Genomic DNA, 16,457 nt, shown 5'->3' on the forward strand with positions numbered 1-16,457 from the left:
TTGAGGAACCTGCGGACCGCGGCCTGGTGTGCCGGGCGGCCGCAGCACCATCGCCGCCTGGGCGAACTCGACCGACTCGTCCAGGGCGGCGGTGTCGTCGTCTTTCTCATATCGAAGCCGTCGCAGGGCGGACAACTCGGTCAGCGGCCCGGCGAACTCGGCGGGAGTTCCGCGCGGCTCCGCCAGGGCGTACTTGAGCGCCTCGGTGGTGTTGTGGAGATCCGCCTCCCGCTCGTGCAGGACGTACCGGACGCGCAGCACGCGGCTGAAGGTGACAAGGAAGCGGGGGAGCGGGTCCGATACCGCACCCTGTGCGCCCAGGGATCATTTCGCGCGATCGACGCGCCGACGTTCGCCGCCCTGCTGCGCGACCTCGGCGCCGGACGGCTCATCCGCCAGGAAAGCGACGGCCTGCTGCTGCACGCAGAGGTGGGGGAGCGGCTGGTCAACCACCACACCTTCCACGCCGCCTTCGCCGCCCCCACCGAATACCACATCGTCACCGCGGGACGAACAAACACTCGGCAGCCTTCCCCTGGAGAACTCCCCGTCCGAGGGGGCGCTGCTCATCTTCGCCGGCCGCCTCCGGCCTCCCCGACGCCACCGACCTGGCGAGCCTGATCCCCGACAAGAGAATCGACAAGTATGACGACGTCATCGGCAAAAACCTGCTGACCCGCTCCTACGCCGCCCGCAAACTCGACATTCCCGGCACCGAGCAAGCCATCACCACCCACCGGCCGCAGCCATCGCCGCCCGATGCCGGGTATTACGCCCGCGCCCCATTGTTGAGATCACCAACCGGGGGAGTGGTCCACCATCGGATCCAGAGCGGCTTGCCGGTCGTGAGGATCTTCAGCAGCGCTGACCTGCCCATATTCGTCCGCCAAAGCGAATATTTGCCCTGACGACACAGGGGAGAGGCCACCTGGGCGCCGATTTCGTGGACGATGACAGCCGCTGCCATCAAACAGTCGAAGAAAGACGCCTGATGGAACAGGTCAAATGAGACAAACCGCTCGGCCGAGCAGATCAAGCGAGACACCGAGCAGGTCACCTGAGACGGGACAGTCCCGCGCTGCACACACCGGTGGAACCTCACCACCTCTTGATCATTTTTGACGGTCCGGCGGTTCGTGGATCTTGTTTGGTGAAACGATCAAGAGGGGGTGATCATGCACGGAAAGGGACTCCGGGCGCCACGGTGCACCCGGGAGGAAACCGCACCGTTCTCCACTTTCCCGCAGCGGGCAGCACTCGGCGGGTAAAGACCCGCACGGCACACCAGACAGGTCCTACCAGCACAAAACATCTCTAACCATACAGAAGCTGAATTCTGTTTGGTATAAGATATGCCTATTCTTCAACCGGCGGCGGCCCGCTCCAACCGCGATACGTCAACTCCCGGCGCAGGATCAGGTTCTCACCGTGCGCCCGCTCCAACGCCCGACGCAGCCCGACCTCCTCCTGCCGCTGAGCGCTCCCGAGCCGAGTGATCTCCGCAAGCACATTGTCCGCAGTGCCCCTTATCGGCCCCGTCGACAACGACCTCCCGCGGTGACATCGGCCGCTGGCGAAGTTGCTCGCAGGACCTGGCGCCCGTACAGAATCCGCACCAGACGCGTGGAACGACGTCGATGTACGGGGTACCGCCGCAGCCCATGACGAAGCCGTTGATCCGCATGCCGAGCGCCTCACCGAGTCTCGCTCCCCCGTGGCACCGTCGTAGGCGGATGTGGCGCTCATACGTGCCGGGCGTTGGGAGGCGCGCCGCCGGCGATGCGAGCCGGGACCTCATTCACTAAGCGCGTAGTCCGCCGCGGTGCGCCGCCCTTCATGGCGGGCGCAACCGCCCTCTCCAGGTTCTACTCCCCCACTCGGACGGCTCGCCAGGACCCGCGCCGCCCTTGATGCAAGTACCGATGGCCCCGGTATAGGGCGCATGTTTGCCCACATCAACACCACAGGGTGTGGTCGTGGTCGTTGCGGAGGGAGTCTCCGCACACCCGCCGACGCGCTCTGCCCTGAACCACTGACTGTTTTTGTTGGTCGTCTTTAGTCCGTTTTGTCTTGTTTGTTGTTAAATCTACCGAACGCCTTTACAGTGTAGATTTATAATCTAATGTCGACGAGACGTCGATCTCACTGGTGCTCCCGTTCCTCATGCCAGGACCGGGGTGGATCTGCACTTCCGGTAAGGAACGTCGCACTAGTGGGGTGAGGGGATGCGGCCCAGCGTGAGGTAGGCGATCGGGCCGAAGGGCTGGACGAGTAGCAACGGCCACCACAGCGTCTTACGTCCCCGGATCTGTTCAGCGGGCCTGCACCACAGGTCTGCGGCCGCCGTGGCGGTGAGCGACAGCTCTATGGAGGCCAGCGTCAGAATCGCTGCCTGTTGCCGGCCGGAGAGGTCACGCCAGCGCTTGTGCGAACGTGTCATGAGTGCTCCTTGGTTGAGAGCGGCACGGGCTCGATGTGGAACAGTGCGGTCCGCACCTCGCCTGCTTCCTCGGTGATGTCGGGGAGTCCTTGTGTCTTCATCTCCATCACACACCCGTAGGAGGGTTCCGGCACCGGCCGAACGTCACCCGCCGCAAGGACCAATGTCTCTCGCGGCGCCCCCGTAGGTTCGCAGGAGGTCGCCACCTGGCACGCTGTCGGGCACGGCGAGAGCGGCCTGGCGGTCGTCGCCCCCTCCTGCCGGTTCACCCGGCCTGATCCCCCGCCGCCGGTTGCCGCACATCCTGCTCCAGGAGCACGACGAGGACATGGCCCGGCTCGGTGGTTATCTGAAGGGATCGGCCGAGGAGTCCGTCGGCAGGCGATTCACCCACCGCATGCCCTGGCTGCTGCTGGGCCTGGCCAGGGCGATGGCCTGCGCGGGCGCAGACAGGACGCGCGCCCTCGACGGAGCCTGCTCAAGGCGCGTGCACCGCCCGCGGATCCTCGGTCCCCGGACGACACATCCCTCTCGCGGGCAGAATGCCGGGCTGGCTACGCGATCCGGTGAGTGCCCGCCTGTCGTGCTGTGGCCAGCGCCACGCCCCAGTGGCGGGCTCGGCGGTCACCGTGTCGAACGTCCTGCGGACGGTGAGGTGACCACCGCCCACGCGCGCCGCTTCCATAGCGGCGGTCTACAGCAGCGGCGGGATGACGAGCAGGTCGTCGCTTTCGTGTTCGAGCCGCGAGGTGACGTCGATGACGCCTTCGAGCCGGCGGATCGCCTGAATGAGCCGGACGACCTGTGAGCGGTGTTCGACCTTGCCTTCGAGTGTCACCACGCCGTTCTCGACGCTGATCGCCACGTCGGTTCCGGTCAGGTCGCGGACGACGGCTTCGGCCTCGGCCCGCAGTTCGGCCTCGGGGCGGTCGAAGACACGCAGCAGGTCCGACCGGTGCAGGATGCCGGCGATGCGGCCGGTCACCGGGTCGATCACCGGGAGCTGTTCGATCTTCTTGTCGTGCATGAGCCGCGCCGCGTCCCGGGCGGGCATGCCCGGGGTGACGGTGATCGCGGGCGAGGTCATCAGGTCCTTCGCCACGACCGCCGCGGCCTTCTCGTGCTCGCGGCGGCGGGCGCTGCTCTCGAAGATCGAGATACTGTGGCGCATCGTGTCGCTCTCCTTGAGCAGCAGGTCGTCCTGGGACACCACCCCGATCGGACGGCGGTCCAGGTCGATGACCGTCACCGCGCCCACGGCGAAGCGCCGCATCACGTTCACGATGTCGGCGAAGCCCGCGTCCTGCCGCACGGCGATGGCGGTGCGGCCCATCACGTCACTCACTTTGATCGGCATCTTCTTCCTCCATTTTCGCGATTCCTTTGAGCGTTCCTATGAGCGGACGACTGCCACGGCACAGTGCGCGTGGTGGGAGATGTCGTTCGGCCAGCGGTGTGCGGCGGTGACGATGCGCAGCGGCAGGCCCGTACGAGCGGCGTCGTCGGCGGCCCATCCGACGGCGGCGGTCGCGCCGGTGGAACCGTCGGTTCCGGCGATGATCAGAGCAGACATGGCTGTTTTCCCTTCCTTTCCCATCAGACCTCGCCGGAAGGCCCGGCCCCAGGGCCACAGGTCCTGATCCCGCCGCGGGAGGACAGGGTCTTTAGCCCCTCACCGAGGGGCGGATCGCGGTCAGCGGCGGATGAGCACGATCTCGCGACCGGCAGGGGCGGTGTGGGCGGCACGTTCGCCGGTTGTAGGTGACGGCCGGTGTTCGTCCAGCACGTTGCTCAGCGGGCGCTGGACTGCCTCGGTGGACCAGGGGTGGGGGTTGTGCGGCGACGGCGCCCACGAGCCGGCCGTGATCGCCGCGCGCAGTGCCGCGGTGATCTCCTGCTGCGCGTGCGTGCTTGTGCAGACGTTCGCACAGTGACCGAACGGCCCGTTTGCCAGGCACTTTCGTCCCATGAGCCGGGTCCCGCCTTCGAGGCGAGCGAACGAGAAGGTGATCATGTCCTGCGGGGGTGGGGCGATCACCGGGTCGAGAACCCGTTCCGGTCAGGCGAGTACCGGATGTGCCGTTTCGGGCATGGATTCGATCGCGGTACGCGGGGCGAGCATGTCGGCGTTCCGCATCCGGTCGATCTGGTCAGGGGTGACGACGACGGTGGGGCAGGCCGCCAGGGCGAGGCAGGCCCGTAAAGTCGCCCCGAGAAATCCGCCGCCCACCGGCCGGGCCCCTCCCAGCACGAGGAGGTCGGCCGTCTCGGAGTGGCGTGGCAGTGCTCGCGCGGCCCTGTCACGGCAGAGCAGCGGGCGCACGACGAGTTTCGGATACCCGGCGCGGACCGTCGCGGCCGCTCGGCTCACGACGGTTTCGGCAATCGCCTTCCGATCTGCCTCCTCGGCGGGTGCCCAGGCGGGCACGTGGGGTGCCCGGCACCGCGTGACGTCGCCCCACGCGTGGAGAACGACCAGTTCCGCGCCGCTGCTGCGGGCCTCCCAGGCACCCCAGCTCAATGCCGCCCACCCGGCGGCCGAACCATCGAAGCCGACCAGGATGCGAGAAAACGACTGCCGGCGTGTCATGGGGTCCTCCGTGATCCGTCCCGTTGCCCCGGTGGCGAAGGGGACTCGTCTTCATGCAACCGCGACCGCCTCGGCCCCGGCCAGGGTCGCTGGTCCCGGCTCGCTGGGACCAGCGGCCCTTCCGGTTCTGAGGCGGTCACCGGTCGGGGCCGGAGGGTGTTGACGCGTGCGGAGGTAGGGGGCCTTGCGGGTTCTTACCGGTGCCGCGCCGGTCGTCGGGTGAGGGGGACGCGCCAGGTCAGCCGGGTCCCGTCGCTCAGGGAGATCCGGCCTCGGAGGACCCCCGAGAGCCGTGGCGCGCTCTTTCATGTTGTGCAGACCACCGTGCTCGCCCTTACCGGACAGCCGGAACCCGGGGCCGGCAGATCGCCGGCCGCTTCAAGATGATCGATACGGCTGCGTTCCCCTTGGTCCAGTTCTGCCCTGGCCTATGGTGGCGATCATGAGTCTGTGTTCCTCCGATGAGGACTTGCCCGTCCTGGCTCCGGAAGTCGAGCGGAAAGAGGCGTTCGATCTCGCCGGTTACGTTCAGCGGGCCAAGAGCGGTCCTTGTTTCATCTGCGCCATTCTGGCGGGCGCCCCCGGTTACGACTTTGAACAGATCCTCTTCGAGGATGAGCACCACATCGCCTTCCTGGACCGCTACCCCACGATGCCCGGCAAGGTCCTGGTGGCTCCTAAGGCACATGTCGAGCACGTGCTCCGTGACCTCTCAGAGGAGGCATATCTACAGTTGATGCGGACGGTTCGCCGGATCGCTCTGGTTGTTGAGGCGGTTGTTCCCTCCGAGCGCACCTATCTGCTTTCGCTGGGCAGTCAGCAGGGCAACAGCCACCTTCACTGGCACATCGCGCCGCTGCCGCCCGGAACTCCTTACGCGGAGCAGCAGTATCATGCCCTGATGACCGAGAACGGTGTGATCCCCTGGTCGGCACAGCGGGCCTTCGATCTCGCTGAACGTCTCCGTGCGGCCTTGGCCGAGGCCGGCGGAGACGAGTGACCTTCACCAGGTGCCTGGGAGGCTCCTGACTGGGATGACCACGCGTTCGTGTTGCGTCGTATTCTGCCTCGGTTCGCTGCGGCCCTGGTCGGCGGCTTCGTCGAGCCTCTCTTCGGTATGGGGAAGGTTGGACGTTGTTTTGGGCGCGGTCAGTGGCGGCGGTGGCCTGCCGACTCGCGATCTTCATAAACGCTCCCGGGTCCCGGGCCGGACCACCTATCGGGATCCCTTGAAGCCGAACCCGACCGTCCTGGAGAAGTCGTCATGACCATGCCTGAGCACATCGCGACCTGGCGCGACGCTCGCTACGACATGCCCGTCAGTCAGCAGCTGGAGCGCTACAACGAGTTGGCCGCCAAGCACGCGTCGGCTCGCGCCCGGATTGAGCTGGTGGCCCGAGGAATCTATGATCCCGCCCGGCATGGAGCCGATGACCGTCCTGCGCTCACCGTGGCCGAGCACATCGAGTTGCTGGCGCTGGCGGAGTGCATCGCACGCACCGTGCGTCATCCCGCCAACGTCCACCACGCGGTGCTGGCCGGGGTCACCTGGGCAGATATCGCCCGCATTGTCGACTCCGACGAGCTCACCGTTCGGCGGGACTACCAGCGGTGGGCTGACGACCAGCATGACCTCAACCGGCACTCCCCCAACCTCGGCATGACCGCCGACGAGCACGTTGCTGCGACCGCCAGAGCCGCGGAGGGGATGAGCGGCACCTTCTGAGCAAACACCCGCACCCTGGTTGCCGGTGGGTGGACGGAAGAGCGATGTCTTCCCGGCGGGAACACCGGCGGTGCGGTTCGGGTAGGCGGCACCGTCGTCAACGCGTCGGTGCCGCTCAGGTTCGGCTCCGGCGCGCTGTACGGATTTTTCCCCTCCCCTTGCCCGGAGGGGATGGCGGTTCGCACCTGACACCAGAGGTATGCACTCTATAGAGTGAACGTATGCACATTAAGGATAAGCGGACCAGCTTCTCCCACACCAAGGAGCAGGCGGACCAGCTCAAAGAGGCCGCTGACGAGTACGGCGTCACCGTATCCGCCTATATCGGCGAAGCCGTCACCGAGAAACTCCAGCGCGACCGCCGCATGACCGCCTGGCGGCAACTCGTCGGCCACGACCTCGACGACTCCCCCGGCGACGTCCTCGCCCGTGTCCGCACCATGTTCGACCGGATCGAGGAGAGCCACCGTCCGTGAGGTTCTTCGACACCGGCCTGGTCCTGGACCACTCGGCCCTCAACGACTGGCTGAGCAAGGACATCGAGATTGAAGTGATCATCGGCGAGGCCGTCCGTCGCGGGTACCCGATTGTCGTGTCCGCCGTCGCGGCCGCCGAGGCCTCCCGCCAGGCGCTCACCGTTCCGGCTCGCGAGCGTCTGCACGGCCTTCTCTACATGATCGCCCAGCACGTTGACGTGCTCGACGCCGACGATGCCCTCGTCATCGGCGGCATGGCGGCCGAGCACGAGGTCGTCTCCCTTGCCGCCGCCCACACCGCCCACTCGGCCTCCACACGGGTCACCGCGATCGGCAATGTCACCGACTGGCGCATCGTCGCCCGTGACGCGCAGCCCTATCGGCGGTTGTGTCCGCGCATCCCGGTCAACTGGCCATAGCGGGCGGGGGAAGGTGGTGGGACGGCTCAAGGCTCCGCTCCCCCGGCTCCCCCGGTGACCGTTCGGGCTCCTGGCCCGATCCTCTGCCGCGGGCGCTCGGCGAAAGGCCGCGTGGTCGATGCCGTGCCCGGTCTTCTTTGAGGGGCGGCCCGGGTGCGGGCATTCGTTTACCGTGGGGGATGGACATGATCGGTGATCTGGTGGGCAGGACGGGCGTGCGCGGGGCGGCGGTTTTCCGCGTCGCCGTTTCGTGGCCTCGTCCCTACCGGTGCCGGTGCGAGGTGAGCGGCCGTTTCAGGGCGGTCCGGGCGCGAAAGGGGTGTCGTCGGGATCATGCGGCCGGCTGATCTGAATCGTCTCAGTGTGGGTGAGTGCGCCGACCGTTATGTGGAGCTGGTGCGGGCCAGGACCCTGACCGGTGCGTTGTCGATGTCGACGGCGGAGGTGTACGCGCGTGATGTAACCACCTTTGTGCAGTTGGTGGGCGAGGAAGTGGTTTTGGATGATCTGACGGGTGAGGAGGTGGATGCCGTTCTGCTGGCCTTCGCGCGCAAGCCGGACGGGCGGCGGCGCTCGCAGCCGGAGGCAGCCTCGGGGGCGTTGCAGTCCGCCTCCTCCCAGGCGCGGTTTCGGCGGTCGGTGTCGGCGTTGTTCAAGCACGCGGTGCTGGTCGGGTGGGTGCAGGTCAATCCGATGGCGATGGCGACGGTCACGGCCAGGGAGCGCGGGGGGCTGCGGCCGGAGCGGCGTGCGCTGACCCGTGAGCAGGCGCAGGGGCTGATCGGTGCGGCGCGTGACCTGGGTGGCGGGCCGCAGGGGGTGGCGGCGAAGGAGGCGGCGGGCTCGGGGCGCAGGCGTCGTCGTGATCAGAACACCGAGTTGCGTGACGGGCTGATCGTGCTGATGCTGTCGACGATGGGGCCGCGGGTCTCGGAGCTGGTGCGGGCCAATGTGGAGGACTTCTACACCAACGACGGGGTGCGTTACTGGCGGATCTTCGGTAAGGGCGGTAAGACGCGGGACGTGCCGCTGCCCGGTGATGTGGCGCTGGTGCTGGAGGCCTATCTGGCGCGGGGGCGGATCGCCTCCCCCGACAAGGCGTTGCTGCTGTCGTGGCGGGGCCGGCGTCTGGCGCGCGGTGATGTGCAGGCGGTGATCGACCGGGTGCAGCAGGGGGTGGATCCCGATCGGCGCCGTTCGGTGACGCCGCACGGGTTGCGGCACACCACGGCCACTCATCTGCTGGCCGACGCGGTGGACATGGACGCGGTGCGGCGGGTTCTGGGACACAGTGATCTGGCGACGCTGGGGCGTTACCGCGATGAGCTGCCCGGGGAGTTGGAGGTGGCGATGCGTTCGCATCCGTTGCTGCGCGGCCCGGCCGTCCGCGGCGCGGGTGCGTCGGGATCGGGCTCCGCCGAGGGGGTGCAAAGGTCCGGGCCCGCGGCGTCGGCATAGCAGGCGCCGGGCGAGGTTGTTTTCCGTTGCCGCCGGTGGTGGCGAGGTCAGGCGGCGCGTTCGCCGGCGCGCACCTCGGCCAGGACGTCCAAGGAGACGTCGAGGGCCGCGGCGAGCGCGGCGATGGTGAAGAAGGCCGGGGTGGGGATGCGGCCTGTCTCGATCTTGCGGAGGGTTTCGGCGGACAGGCCCGCGGCGGCGGCGACTTCGGTCATGCTGCGGGTGCCGCGGGCCTGGCGCAGGAGCCTGCCCAGGCGGTGGCCTCGTTCGCGGTCAAGTTCGGTCAGCGGGGGTCGCACCATGCGCATGATCCTAGCAAGCGTGATAATAATACCGCTACAGGCGTTGGGGTGATCAGGGGTGTGACGCATGGTGGAGATCAAGACCGTGGCCGAGCTGGATGCGATGCGCGAGGCCGGCCGGGTGGTGGCGCTGGCGCTGGAGGCGGTGCGCGAGCACGCGCGGGTGGGTGTCAGCCTGCTGGAGCTGGACGAGGTGGCCGCGGCCGTCATCTCCGGCGCGGGCGCCAAGTCGGCGTTCCTGGGCTACAAGCCCGGTTTCGCGCCGACTCCGTTTCCCGCGGTGATCTGCGCCTCGGTCAACGACGTGATCGTGCACGGCATCCCCGACGGCTACCGGCTGCGCCCCGGTGACCTGCTGAGCGTCGACTGCGGCGTCTACCTGGAGGGGTGGGCCGGGGATGCGGCGATCAGCTTCGTCGTCGGCCCGCCCCGTCCCGGTGACCTGGAGCTGATCGCGGTGACCGGTGCCGCGCTGGGGGCCGCGATCGCCGCGTGCGTGCCGGGCGGGCGCCTGGGTGACATCGGCCACGCGGTGCACGCGGCGGGGCGGGCGGCCGGGTACGGCATCCCCGAGGACTTCGGCGGTCACGGCATCGGCCGGGCCATGCACGAGGACCCGCACGTGCCCAACCGGGGACGTGCCGGGCGGGGCCTGGTGCTGCGGCCCGGCCTGGTGCTCGCGATCGAGCCGATGTTCGTCGCCGGGGGCGGTGACGGCTACCTGACCGCCCCCGACGGCTGGGCGCTGTCCAGCGTCGACGGCAGCCGGGCCGCGCACGTGGAGCACACGGTGGCCGTCACCGCCGACGGGCCGCGCGTGCTGACCCTGCCCTGAGGGCGCGGGTGTACGGCGTCGATGTCCGATCGATGTCGGCGGGGCCGGGCGGGCCCTCAGGTCAGGCCGGCGGCTCCCCCGCCGGTTGCCGTAGCGAGCGGGAGAGTCCGCCGGGGTCGTCTTCGGTTGACCGGCAAGGCCGTCATCGACGTGACCTCGCCGTCGGCGTGCCCCTGCCCGGCGCCCTGCCCGGCGTGGCGCAGGCGACGCTCAGCGGGCGGGTACGGCGGAGAAGTCCCCGAGCCCGTCTTGCAGGTCTTCGAAGCAGGCGGTCCGCTGGTCGAACTGGGTGTGATACAGCTGCGCGTAGCGGCCGCCGGCGGCCAGCAGCTCGGTGTGCGTGCCGCGCTCGGCGACGCGCCCGTTCTCGACGACCAGGATCAGGTCCGCGGTGCGGACCGTCGACAGCCGGTGGGCGATGACCAGTGCGGTCCGCCCGGCCAGCGCCTCGGCCAGGGCTTCTTGCACCGCGGCCTCGGAGGTGGAGTCCAGGTGCGCGGTGGCCTCGTCCAGCACCACCAGCCGCGGCCGGGCCAGCAGCAGCCTGGCGATGGTCAGCCGCTGGCGCTCACCGCCGGAGAGGCGGTAGCCGCGCTCGCCGACCACGGTGTCCAGGCCTTCGGGCAGCGCCGCGACCAGGTCGGCCAGCCGGGCGCGCCGCAGCACCTCCCACAGTTCCTCGGGTGCGGCGTCCGGCCGGGCCAGCAGCAGGTTGGCCCGGATCGAGTCGTGAAACAGGTGCCCGTCCTGGGTCACCATGCCCAGTGTCCGGCGGATCGAGGCCGCCGACAGCTCGCGCACGTCCACCCCCGACAGTCGTACCGCGCCGCTGTCGACGTCGTACAGGCGGGCCAGCAGCTGCGCGATGGTCGACTTGCCGGCTCCGGAGGATCCCACCAGCGCGACCAGCTGCCCGGCCTCGGCGCGGAAGGACACCTCGTGCAGCACCGCCTCGCCGCCGCGCGCGTCCAGGGCGGCGACCTCCTCCAGCGAGGCCAGTGACACCTTCTCGGCCGACGGGTAGGCGAAACCGACCTGGTCGAACTCCACGCTCACCGGCCCCTCGGGCACCGCCTTGGCGTCCGGCCTGTCGGTGATGAGGGGTTTCAGGTCGAGGACCTCGAAGACCCGCTCGAAGCTGACCAGGGCGCTCATCACCTCCACCCGGGCGCCGGCCAGCGCCGTCAGCGGCGCGTACAGGCGGGTCAGCAGCAGTGCCAGCGCCACCACCGCGCCCGGCTCCAGCTGCCGGCTCAGCGCGTAGAAGCCGCCCAGGCCGTACACCAGGGCCAGGGCCAGCGCCGAGACCAGGGTGAGGGCGGTGACGAACACCGAGCGCACCATCGCGGTGCGCACCCCGATGTCGCGTACCCGCCGTGCCCGTGCCAGGAACTCGGCCGACTCCCTCTCGGGGCGGCCGAACAGCTTGACCAAGGTGGCGCCGGGCGCGGAGAAGCGCTCGGTCATCTGCGTGCTCATCGCCGCGTTGTGGTCGGCGGCCTCGCGTTCCAGCCGTGCCAGCCGGGCGCCGACGCGCCGGGCCGGCAGCACGAACACCGGCAGCAGCACCAGTGCCAGCGCGGTCAGCCGCCAGGAGATGCCGATCATCACCGCCAGGGTCAGGGTGAGGGTGACCAGGTTGCCCACGACCCCCGACAGGGTGTCGCTGAAGGCGCGCTGGGCGCCGATGACGTCGCTGTTCAACCGGCTGACCAGGGCGCCGGTGCGGGTGCGGGTGAAGAAGGCGACCGGCATGCGCTGCACGTGGTCGAAGACGGCGCCGCGCAGCCGCAGGATCAGTCCCTCGCCGATGTTCGCCGACATCCATCTGGTCACCAGGCCCAGCGCCGCCTCGGCCAGCGCGATCACCGCGATCAGCCCGGCGAGTCCTGCCACGACGCCCACCGCGGCGCCGGTGACGATCGCGTCGATCACCTGCCCGGCCAGCACCGGGGTGGCCACCGCCAGTACCGCCGAGACGACGCTCAGCAGCAGGAACCAGGCCAGCAGGGCGCGGTGCGGGCGGGCGAAGGCGGCGATGCGCCGCAGCGTGGCGGCCGAGAACGGCCGCCGGTCGCGCTGGGCGTTCATCGCGCCGTACAGCGAATGCCAGGCGGCCATTTCCATGCTCATCACACACCACCATGCTTCCTGGGTTCCTGGGTTTCCGCGCTCTTGGAGTGAGAGCACCGGCGCGGCCACGACACGACCCTAAAAGCTGAACTTAAGTTGAGGTCAAGGGCCGTGGTGTTCCGGGCGCTTTCGGCGACGCCTACCGCTCCCCCGGCGCACCGACCGGCCCCGCGCCCCCCTAGGCTGAAGACCGTTGTCCGATCCGCCCGGATACCCCCTTTCCGGATCACCCCTTTTGGGAGAGGTGTACTTCGCCGTGCCGACTCTGCCGCTCACCTTGCGCCTGTTCCGTTACGTGGCGTTCGCCGAGGCGTGTTCGTGGACGGGGTTGCTCATCGGCATGTACTTCAAGTACGTGGCCGCCACCGGCGATCTCGGGGTGAAGATCTTCGGGCCGGTGCACGGCGCCCTGTTCGTGCTCTACCTGGTCGCGCTGCTGGTCGCCGCCCGCCAGGCCCGCTGGAGCCTGGGCACACTCATCGTCGGCCTGGTGTGCGCGGTGCCGCCACTGGCCACGCTGTGGTTCGAGCGGCGGATGTTCGCCCGCCGCGAACCGGCCACCGCCTGACCCCTCCCGCCTGACCCCTCCCGCCTGACCTCACAGGTCCAGGATGGCGCGGGTGGCCGCCCTGCAGCGCCGCGGATCGGCCAGCAGGTCGGCGCAGTCGCCGAACTGGTCGACCGACCCCACCGCAGGCAGCGCCCGCACCCGGGCGTCGGTGATGGCGCCGCTGAGGGCGTCGGCGAACCGGCCGGCGTCGATGACCTGGAAGGGCCGCCGGTGATATGCCCGCAGGCTCCCCTCCAGCGCCGGGCCCACCCCCATCCGGTTGTGCAGGGCCGCCACCCGCCGGTAGACCACCCCCAGATGCTCCTCGCGCTCGCGCCACCCGGTGGCCGCCACCGCCGCCGACAGGGCCTCTGCCGGCTCGGCCGTACCCGACAGGCGCGCAAAGGCGCTGCCCAGCCATTTGGCGTACGGCGGGTAGCGGCGGCGCAGCAGCAGCACCAGGCGCATCAGATCGCGGGCCAGATCGGCGGTGACCAGCGCCGATCCCAGGTCGTCGCCGACCTCCCCGCACCGCCCGGGGAAGGCCTCCTGCTGAGCCAGGCGCCTCCACTGCCCGGCCAGCACGTAGCGCTCCAGATCCGGCGGGTACCAGCGCAGCGCGGCACGGACGCGTTCCAGGACATCCAGGCCGTCGTGGAAGACCTCCCCGCAGGTGACCTCCGCCAGTTTCTGCCAGGGGGTCGACAGCCAGTCCAGCATGCCCACCCCCCGCAGCGGGTCGAAGCCGAGCCGCCCGGTGAACCAGGCCGCCGCCTCACCGACCTGCACACCGTGCCCACCGGCACCGGTCACGGCGGTGGGATAGCCGCGGAAAACCTCCGGCAGCCCGCCGGCGACGGCGCGGCGGACCTGCTCGATCCGGTGCTCCTCGACGAAGAGGAGCACCCGGGGACCCCAGTCATGGTCGGTGGAGCGTTCGGTGTCGAACGCCAACACCTCGGAACCGGCGCCGATCAGCGCGGCACTGTGCGGCACCTCGGCCACGATCGGCCGCACGACCTGGGTGTAGAAAGTACGAGAAAGCTCCAGACCAGGTATGAAACCAGACATCATTTCGTCCACTCTGCCTGCCCAGACCTCGGCCCGCACCAGGTTTTCCCGCCCCTGCCCGGGGATCGGGTTCAGGCACCGTCCCAGGCACCGTCCAGGGCCGCGGCGGCCAGCGGGCGAAGGCGCAGGCCCAGCCGCCCGTACAGGGCGAGCGCGGTGTGGTTGGCGGTGTCGACCATCAGCGCGGCGCGGCCGTGCGAGGTGAGCAGGTCGCCCAGCGCCAGGCGGCACACCGCCTCGCCGTACCCGGCGCCGCGGCGGCGCGCGGCGGTGGCGACCCCGGCGACGAAGCCCACCTGCGGGCAGGACCAGGCGTCGGCGGCCACCGCGACCAGGTCGCCGTCCTCGTCGCGCACGCCCGCCCAGCGGCGTACGCCGGCCACCCCTGGCGCCGCCCACGAGGAGGGTGCCGCGGCCGCGAGCAGGGCGCTCACCTCGCCCTCCTCCTTCGGGGCCAGCCACCGCGCCCGCCCCGGTCCCGCGTTGAGGACGGGGCTGAGCCGGTGGGTGTCCATCCACTCGAAGGTGCCCAGCAGGCGCAGCCTCGGTGAGCGGGCGGCCACCTGCCCTACCAGTGCCCGGGTGCCCACCACCCGGTAGGAGGGGCCGAGACGCCCCAGCGCCCACTCCACCAGTGCGGCCACCTGCTCGGGCTCGCCGCACACCGTCAGGCGGTCGCGGCGGTTGAGATCGGGACAGGCCACCGCGACCGCCTCCCCCAGCGCCCAGGCCCGCACGCCCTGCACCATCCCTTGGGCACCCCACAGCACGAGCGGGTCGCCGGCGCAGGCGGCGGCCACCTCGGCCACCTCGCGCAGCACCCTCGGCGCGCGGCTCAGAGGATCGCTCCGGGCCGGTAGGCGGCCGCCTGCGGGTAGCGGGTCACGACCTCCTCCACGCGGGCCACGACCGCCGCCACCTGGGAGGTGGCCGCGCCGGTGAAGGAGATCGGCTCGCCCAGCAGGCCCTCCAGCGCCGCCCGGTCCAGTGGGAAGCGCTCGTCGGCCGCCAGGCGGGCGAGCAGTTCGTTGCCGCCGGCGCCCTCGCGCATGGCCAGCGCCGAGGCCACCGCGTGCTCCTTGATCAACTCATGGGCGCTCTCGCGGCCCAGCCCGGCCCGCACCGCGGCCATCAGCATCTTCGTGGTGGACAGGAACGGCAGGTAGCGCTCCAGCTCGGCGGCGATCACCGCGGGGAAGGCGCCGAACTCCCCCAGCACCGTCAACATGGTCTCCACCAGCCCGTCGAACGCGAAGAACGCGTCCGGCAGCGCCACCCGGCGCACCACCGAACACGAGACGTCGCCCTCGTTCCACTGGTCGCCCGCCAGTTCCCCGGCCATCGACGCGTACCCGCGCAGGATCACCGTCAGCCCGTTGACCCGCTCACACGAGCGGGTGTTCATCTTGTGCGGCATCGCCGAGGAGCCGACCTGCCCCTGGGCGAACCCCTCGGTGACCAGCTCGTGCCCGGCCATCAGCCGGATCGTCTTGGCCAGCGAGGAGGGCGCCGCGGCCAGCTGCACCAGCGCGGTGAGCGCCTCGTAGTCCAGCGAGCGCGGATACACCTGTCCCACGCTGGTCAGCCGGTGGGCGAACCCCAGGTGCGCGGCCACCTCGTCCTCCAGCGCGGCCAGTTTGGCCGCGTCCCCGCCCAGCAGGTCCAGCATGTCCTGGGCGGTGCCGACCGGCCCCTTGACGCCGCGCAGCGGGTAGCGGCCGATCAACTCCTCCAGCCGGGCGAACGCCACCAGCAGCTCGTCGGCGGCCGAGGCGAAACGCTTGCCCAGCGTCGTGGACTGCGCGGCCACGTTGTGCGAGCGCCCGGCCATCACCAGCGGTGAGTGCTCGGCCGCCAGCGCCGCCAGTCCCGCCAGCAGTGCCACGCACCGGTCTCGCACCAGCACCAGGCTGTCGCGGATCTGCAGCTGCTCGACGTTCTCGGTCAGGTCCCTGGAGGTCATGCCCTTGTGCACCTGCTCGTGCCCGGCCAGCGCGTTGAACTCCTCGATGCGGGCCTTGACGTCATGGCGGGTGACCCGCTCACGGGCGGCGATCGACTCCAGGTCGACGTGCTCGACGACCTTCTCGTAGTCGCCCACCGCCTCGGGCGGGACATCCACCCCCAGCCGTGCCTGCGCGGCCAGCACGGCCAGCCACAGGCGCCGCTCGGCCACCACCTTGTACTCAGAAGACCACAGGCGGGCCAGCTGCGGTGAGGCGTAGCGGGCGGCAAGGACATTGGGGATACGCGGCTTGGCAGTCACGTTGCGTCAGTATATTCCGCCCGCCCGGCCCGCCCCGCCCAGGGGTTCGGGCCGGGCCAGGCGGGCGGGTCAGGAACGGAGAAAGCCGGTCATCGCGCGGTGCGCTGGGGCAGGCCAGCGCGACCTTGTCGCCCTTCCCGATTCCCCTGGAGACCAGTAGGTTGGCAACCTGGTTCGCGATGGTATTGACC

At 70.0% G+C, this 16,457-nt stretch carries 19 protein-coding genes; 8 read left to right on the forward strand and 11 right to left on the reverse strand.

The window, feature by feature from the left end:
- Complete coding sequence (locus ABT061_RS45050) at positions 1–621, forward strand: hypothetical protein (protein ID WP_350929837.1); 621 nt, start codon at positions 1–3, stop codon at positions 619–621.
- 148 nt (positions 622–769) lie between these two features.
- On the opposite strand, the gene ABT061_RS45055 is transcribed toward ABT061_RS45050, so the two are convergent.
- The 6 genes from ABT061_RS45055 to ABT061_RS45080 all read right to left on the reverse strand — a co-directional run bounded on the left by ABT061_RS45055 (position 770) and on the right by ABT061_RS45080 (position 5,030).
- Entirely contained in the window at positions 770–1,045 is a 276-nt protein-coding gene (locus ABT061_RS45055; RefSeq protein ID WP_350929838.1) for a hypothetical protein, read from the reverse strand.
- Positions 1,046–2,209: 1,164 nt separating this feature from the next.
- On the reverse strand, positions 2,210–2,440 hold the full coding sequence (locus ABT061_RS45060) for a hypothetical protein (protein WP_350929839.1): 231 nt from the start codon (positions 2,438–2,440) through the stop codon (positions 2,210–2,212).
- 694 nt (positions 2,441–3,134) lie between these two features.
- Complete coding sequence (locus tag ABT061_RS45065; protein WP_350929840.1) at positions 3,135–3,797, reverse strand: CBS domain-containing protein; 663 nt, start codon at positions 3,795–3,797, stop codon at positions 3,135–3,137.
- A 36-nt stretch (positions 3,798–3,833) separates the two neighbouring features.
- Complete coding sequence (locus tag ABT061_RS45070) at positions 3,834–4,013, reverse strand: universal stress protein (RefSeq protein ID WP_350929841.1); 180 nt, start codon at positions 4,011–4,013, stop codon at positions 3,834–3,836.
- 120 nt (positions 4,014–4,133) lie between these two features.
- A complete protein-coding gene (locus ABT061_RS45075; RefSeq protein ID WP_350929842.1) occupies positions 4,134–4,478 on the reverse strand; it encodes a hypothetical protein in 345 nt (114 codons plus the stop codon).
- Between the two features lie 21 nt (positions 4,479–4,499).
- Positions 4,500–5,030 (reverse strand): universal stress protein, encoded by a 531-nt coding sequence (locus ABT061_RS45080; protein ID WP_350929843.1) that lies wholly within the window; start codon positions 5,028–5,030, stop codon positions 4,500–4,502.
- A gap of 442 nt (positions 5,031–5,472) precedes the next feature.
- On the opposite strand from ABT061_RS45080, the gene ABT061_RS45085 reads away from it, so the two are divergent.
- The 5 genes from ABT061_RS45085 to ABT061_RS45105 all read left to right on the forward strand — a co-directional run bounded on the left by ABT061_RS45085 (position 5,473) and on the right by ABT061_RS45105 (position 9,109).
- Positions 5,473–6,030: an HIT family protein gene (locus ABT061_RS45085; protein WP_350929844.1), complete on the forward strand. Its 558-nt coding sequence runs from the start codon at positions 5,473–5,475 to the stop codon at positions 6,028–6,030.
- Positions 6,031–6,294: 264 nt separating this feature from the next.
- The gene (locus ABT061_RS45090) at positions 6,295–6,756 is read left to right on the forward strand and encodes a hypothetical protein (protein WP_350929845.1); all 462 of its coding nucleotides are present in this window, start codon (positions 6,295–6,297) and stop codon (positions 6,754–6,756) included.
- A 221-nt stretch (positions 6,757–6,977) separates the two neighbouring features.
- Positions 6,978–7,232: a hypothetical protein gene (locus ABT061_RS45095; protein WP_350929846.1), complete on the forward strand. Its 255-nt coding sequence runs from the start codon at positions 6,978–6,980 to the stop codon at positions 7,230–7,232.
- On the forward strand, positions 7,229–7,651 hold the full coding sequence (locus ABT061_RS45100) for a hypothetical protein (RefSeq protein WP_350929847.1): 423 nt from the start codon (positions 7,229–7,231) through the stop codon (positions 7,649–7,651). Before ABT061_RS45095 ends, ABT061_RS45100 begins: the two co-directional genes overlap by 4 nt.
- A gap of 363 nt (positions 7,652–8,014) precedes the next feature.
- Complete coding sequence (locus ABT061_RS45105) at positions 8,015–9,109, forward strand: tyrosine-type recombinase/integrase (protein ID WP_350929848.1); 1,095 nt, start codon at positions 8,015–8,017, stop codon at positions 9,107–9,109.
- A gap of 47 nt (positions 9,110–9,156) precedes the next feature.
- On the opposite strand, the gene ABT061_RS45110 is transcribed toward ABT061_RS45105, so the two are convergent.
- Positions 9,157–9,411, reverse strand: a complete 255-nt coding sequence (locus ABT061_RS45110; RefSeq protein ID WP_350929849.1) for a helix-turn-helix domain-containing protein — start codon at positions 9,409–9,411, stop codon at positions 9,157–9,159.
- 67 nt (positions 9,412–9,478) lie between these two features.
- On the opposite strand from ABT061_RS45110, the gene map reads away from it, so the two are divergent.
- Entirely contained in the window at positions 9,479–10,246 is a 768-nt protein-coding gene (gene map / locus ABT061_RS45115) for a type I methionyl aminopeptidase (protein ID WP_350929850.1), read from the forward strand.
- A 210-nt stretch (positions 10,247–10,456) separates the two neighbouring features.
- Here the strand turns inward: map and ABT061_RS45120 are convergent, their stop codons facing one another.
- Positions 10,457–12,379: an ABC transporter ATP-binding protein gene (locus tag ABT061_RS45120; protein ID WP_350929851.1), complete on the reverse strand. Its 1,923-nt coding sequence runs from the start codon at positions 12,377–12,379 to the stop codon at positions 10,457–10,459.
- 256 nt (positions 12,380–12,635) lie between these two features.
- Here ABT061_RS45120 and ABT061_RS45125 point away from each other — a divergent pair, with 256 nt between their 5' ends.
- Complete coding sequence (locus ABT061_RS45125) at positions 12,636–12,947, forward strand: DUF3817 domain-containing protein (RefSeq protein ID WP_350929852.1); 312 nt, start codon at positions 12,636–12,638, stop codon at positions 12,945–12,947.
- A gap of 30 nt (positions 12,948–12,977) precedes the next feature.
- Here the strand turns inward: ABT061_RS45125 and ABT061_RS45130 are convergent, their stop codons facing one another.
- From ABT061_RS45130 to purB, 3 genes are all read right to left on the reverse strand, one after another.
- Entirely contained in the window at positions 12,978–14,003 is a 1,026-nt protein-coding gene (locus tag ABT061_RS45130; protein ID WP_350929853.1) for a DUF4037 domain-containing protein, read from the reverse strand.
- Between the two features lie 68 nt (positions 14,004–14,071).
- Positions 14,072–14,809, reverse strand: a complete 738-nt coding sequence (locus tag ABT061_RS45135) for a GNAT family N-acetyltransferase (RefSeq protein WP_350929854.1) — start codon at positions 14,807–14,809, stop codon at positions 14,072–14,074.
- A 26-nt stretch (positions 14,810–14,835) separates the two neighbouring features.
- Positions 14,836–16,266 (reverse strand): adenylosuccinate lyase, encoded by a 1,431-nt coding sequence (gene purB, locus ABT061_RS45140; protein WP_350929855.1) that lies wholly within the window; start codon positions 16,264–16,266, stop codon positions 14,836–14,838.
- Positions 16,267–16,457: the final 191 nt, after the last annotated feature.

It is taken from the genome of Streptosporangium sp. NPDC002544 (genome assembly GCF_040295965.1).
GTDB lineage: Bacteria > Actinomycetota > Actinomycetes > Streptosporangiales > Streptosporangiaceae > Streptosporangium.

Coding starts and splice junctions, on each gene's coding strand:
- ABT061_RS45095 (WP_350929846.1), top strand. CDS start 6,978: ATGCACATTAAGGATAAGCGGACCAGCTTCTCCCACACCAAGGAGCAG.
- ABT061_RS45070 (WP_350929841.1), bottom strand. CDS start 4,013: ATGTCTGCTCTGATCATCGCCGGAACCGACGGTTCCACCGGCGCGACC.
- ABT061_RS45120 (WP_350929851.1), bottom strand. CDS start 12,379: ATGAGCATGGAAATGGCCGCCTGGCATTCGCTGTACGGCGCGATGAAC.
- ABT061_RS45080 (WP_350929843.1), bottom strand. CDS start 5,030: ATGACACGCCGGCAGTCGTTTTCTCGCATCCTGGTCGGCTTCGATGGT.
- ABT061_RS45085 (WP_350929844.1), top strand. CDS start 5,473: ATGAGTCTGTGTTCCTCCGATGAGGACTTGCCCGTCCTGGCTCCGGAA.
- ABT061_RS45065 (WP_350929840.1), bottom strand. CDS start 3,797: ATGCCGATCAAAGTGAGTGACGTGATGGGCCGCACCGCCATCGCCGTG.
- map (WP_350929850.1), top strand. CDS start 9,479: ATGGTGGAGATCAAGACCGTGGCCGAGCTGGATGCGATGCGCGAGGCC.
- ABT061_RS45060 (WP_350929839.1), bottom strand. CDS start 2,440: ATGACACGTTCGCACAAGCGCTGGCGTGACCTCTCCGGCCGGCAACAG.
- ABT061_RS45090 (WP_350929845.1), top strand. CDS start 6,295: ATGACCATGCCTGAGCACATCGCGACCTGGCGCGACGCTCGCTACGAC.
- ABT061_RS45130 (WP_350929853.1), bottom strand. CDS start 14,003: ATGATGTCTGGTTTCATACCTGGTCTGGAGCTTTCTCGTACTTTCTAC.
- ABT061_RS45110 (WP_350929849.1), bottom strand. CDS start 9,411: ATGGTGCGACCCCCGCTGACCGAACTTGACCGCGAACGAGGCCACCGC.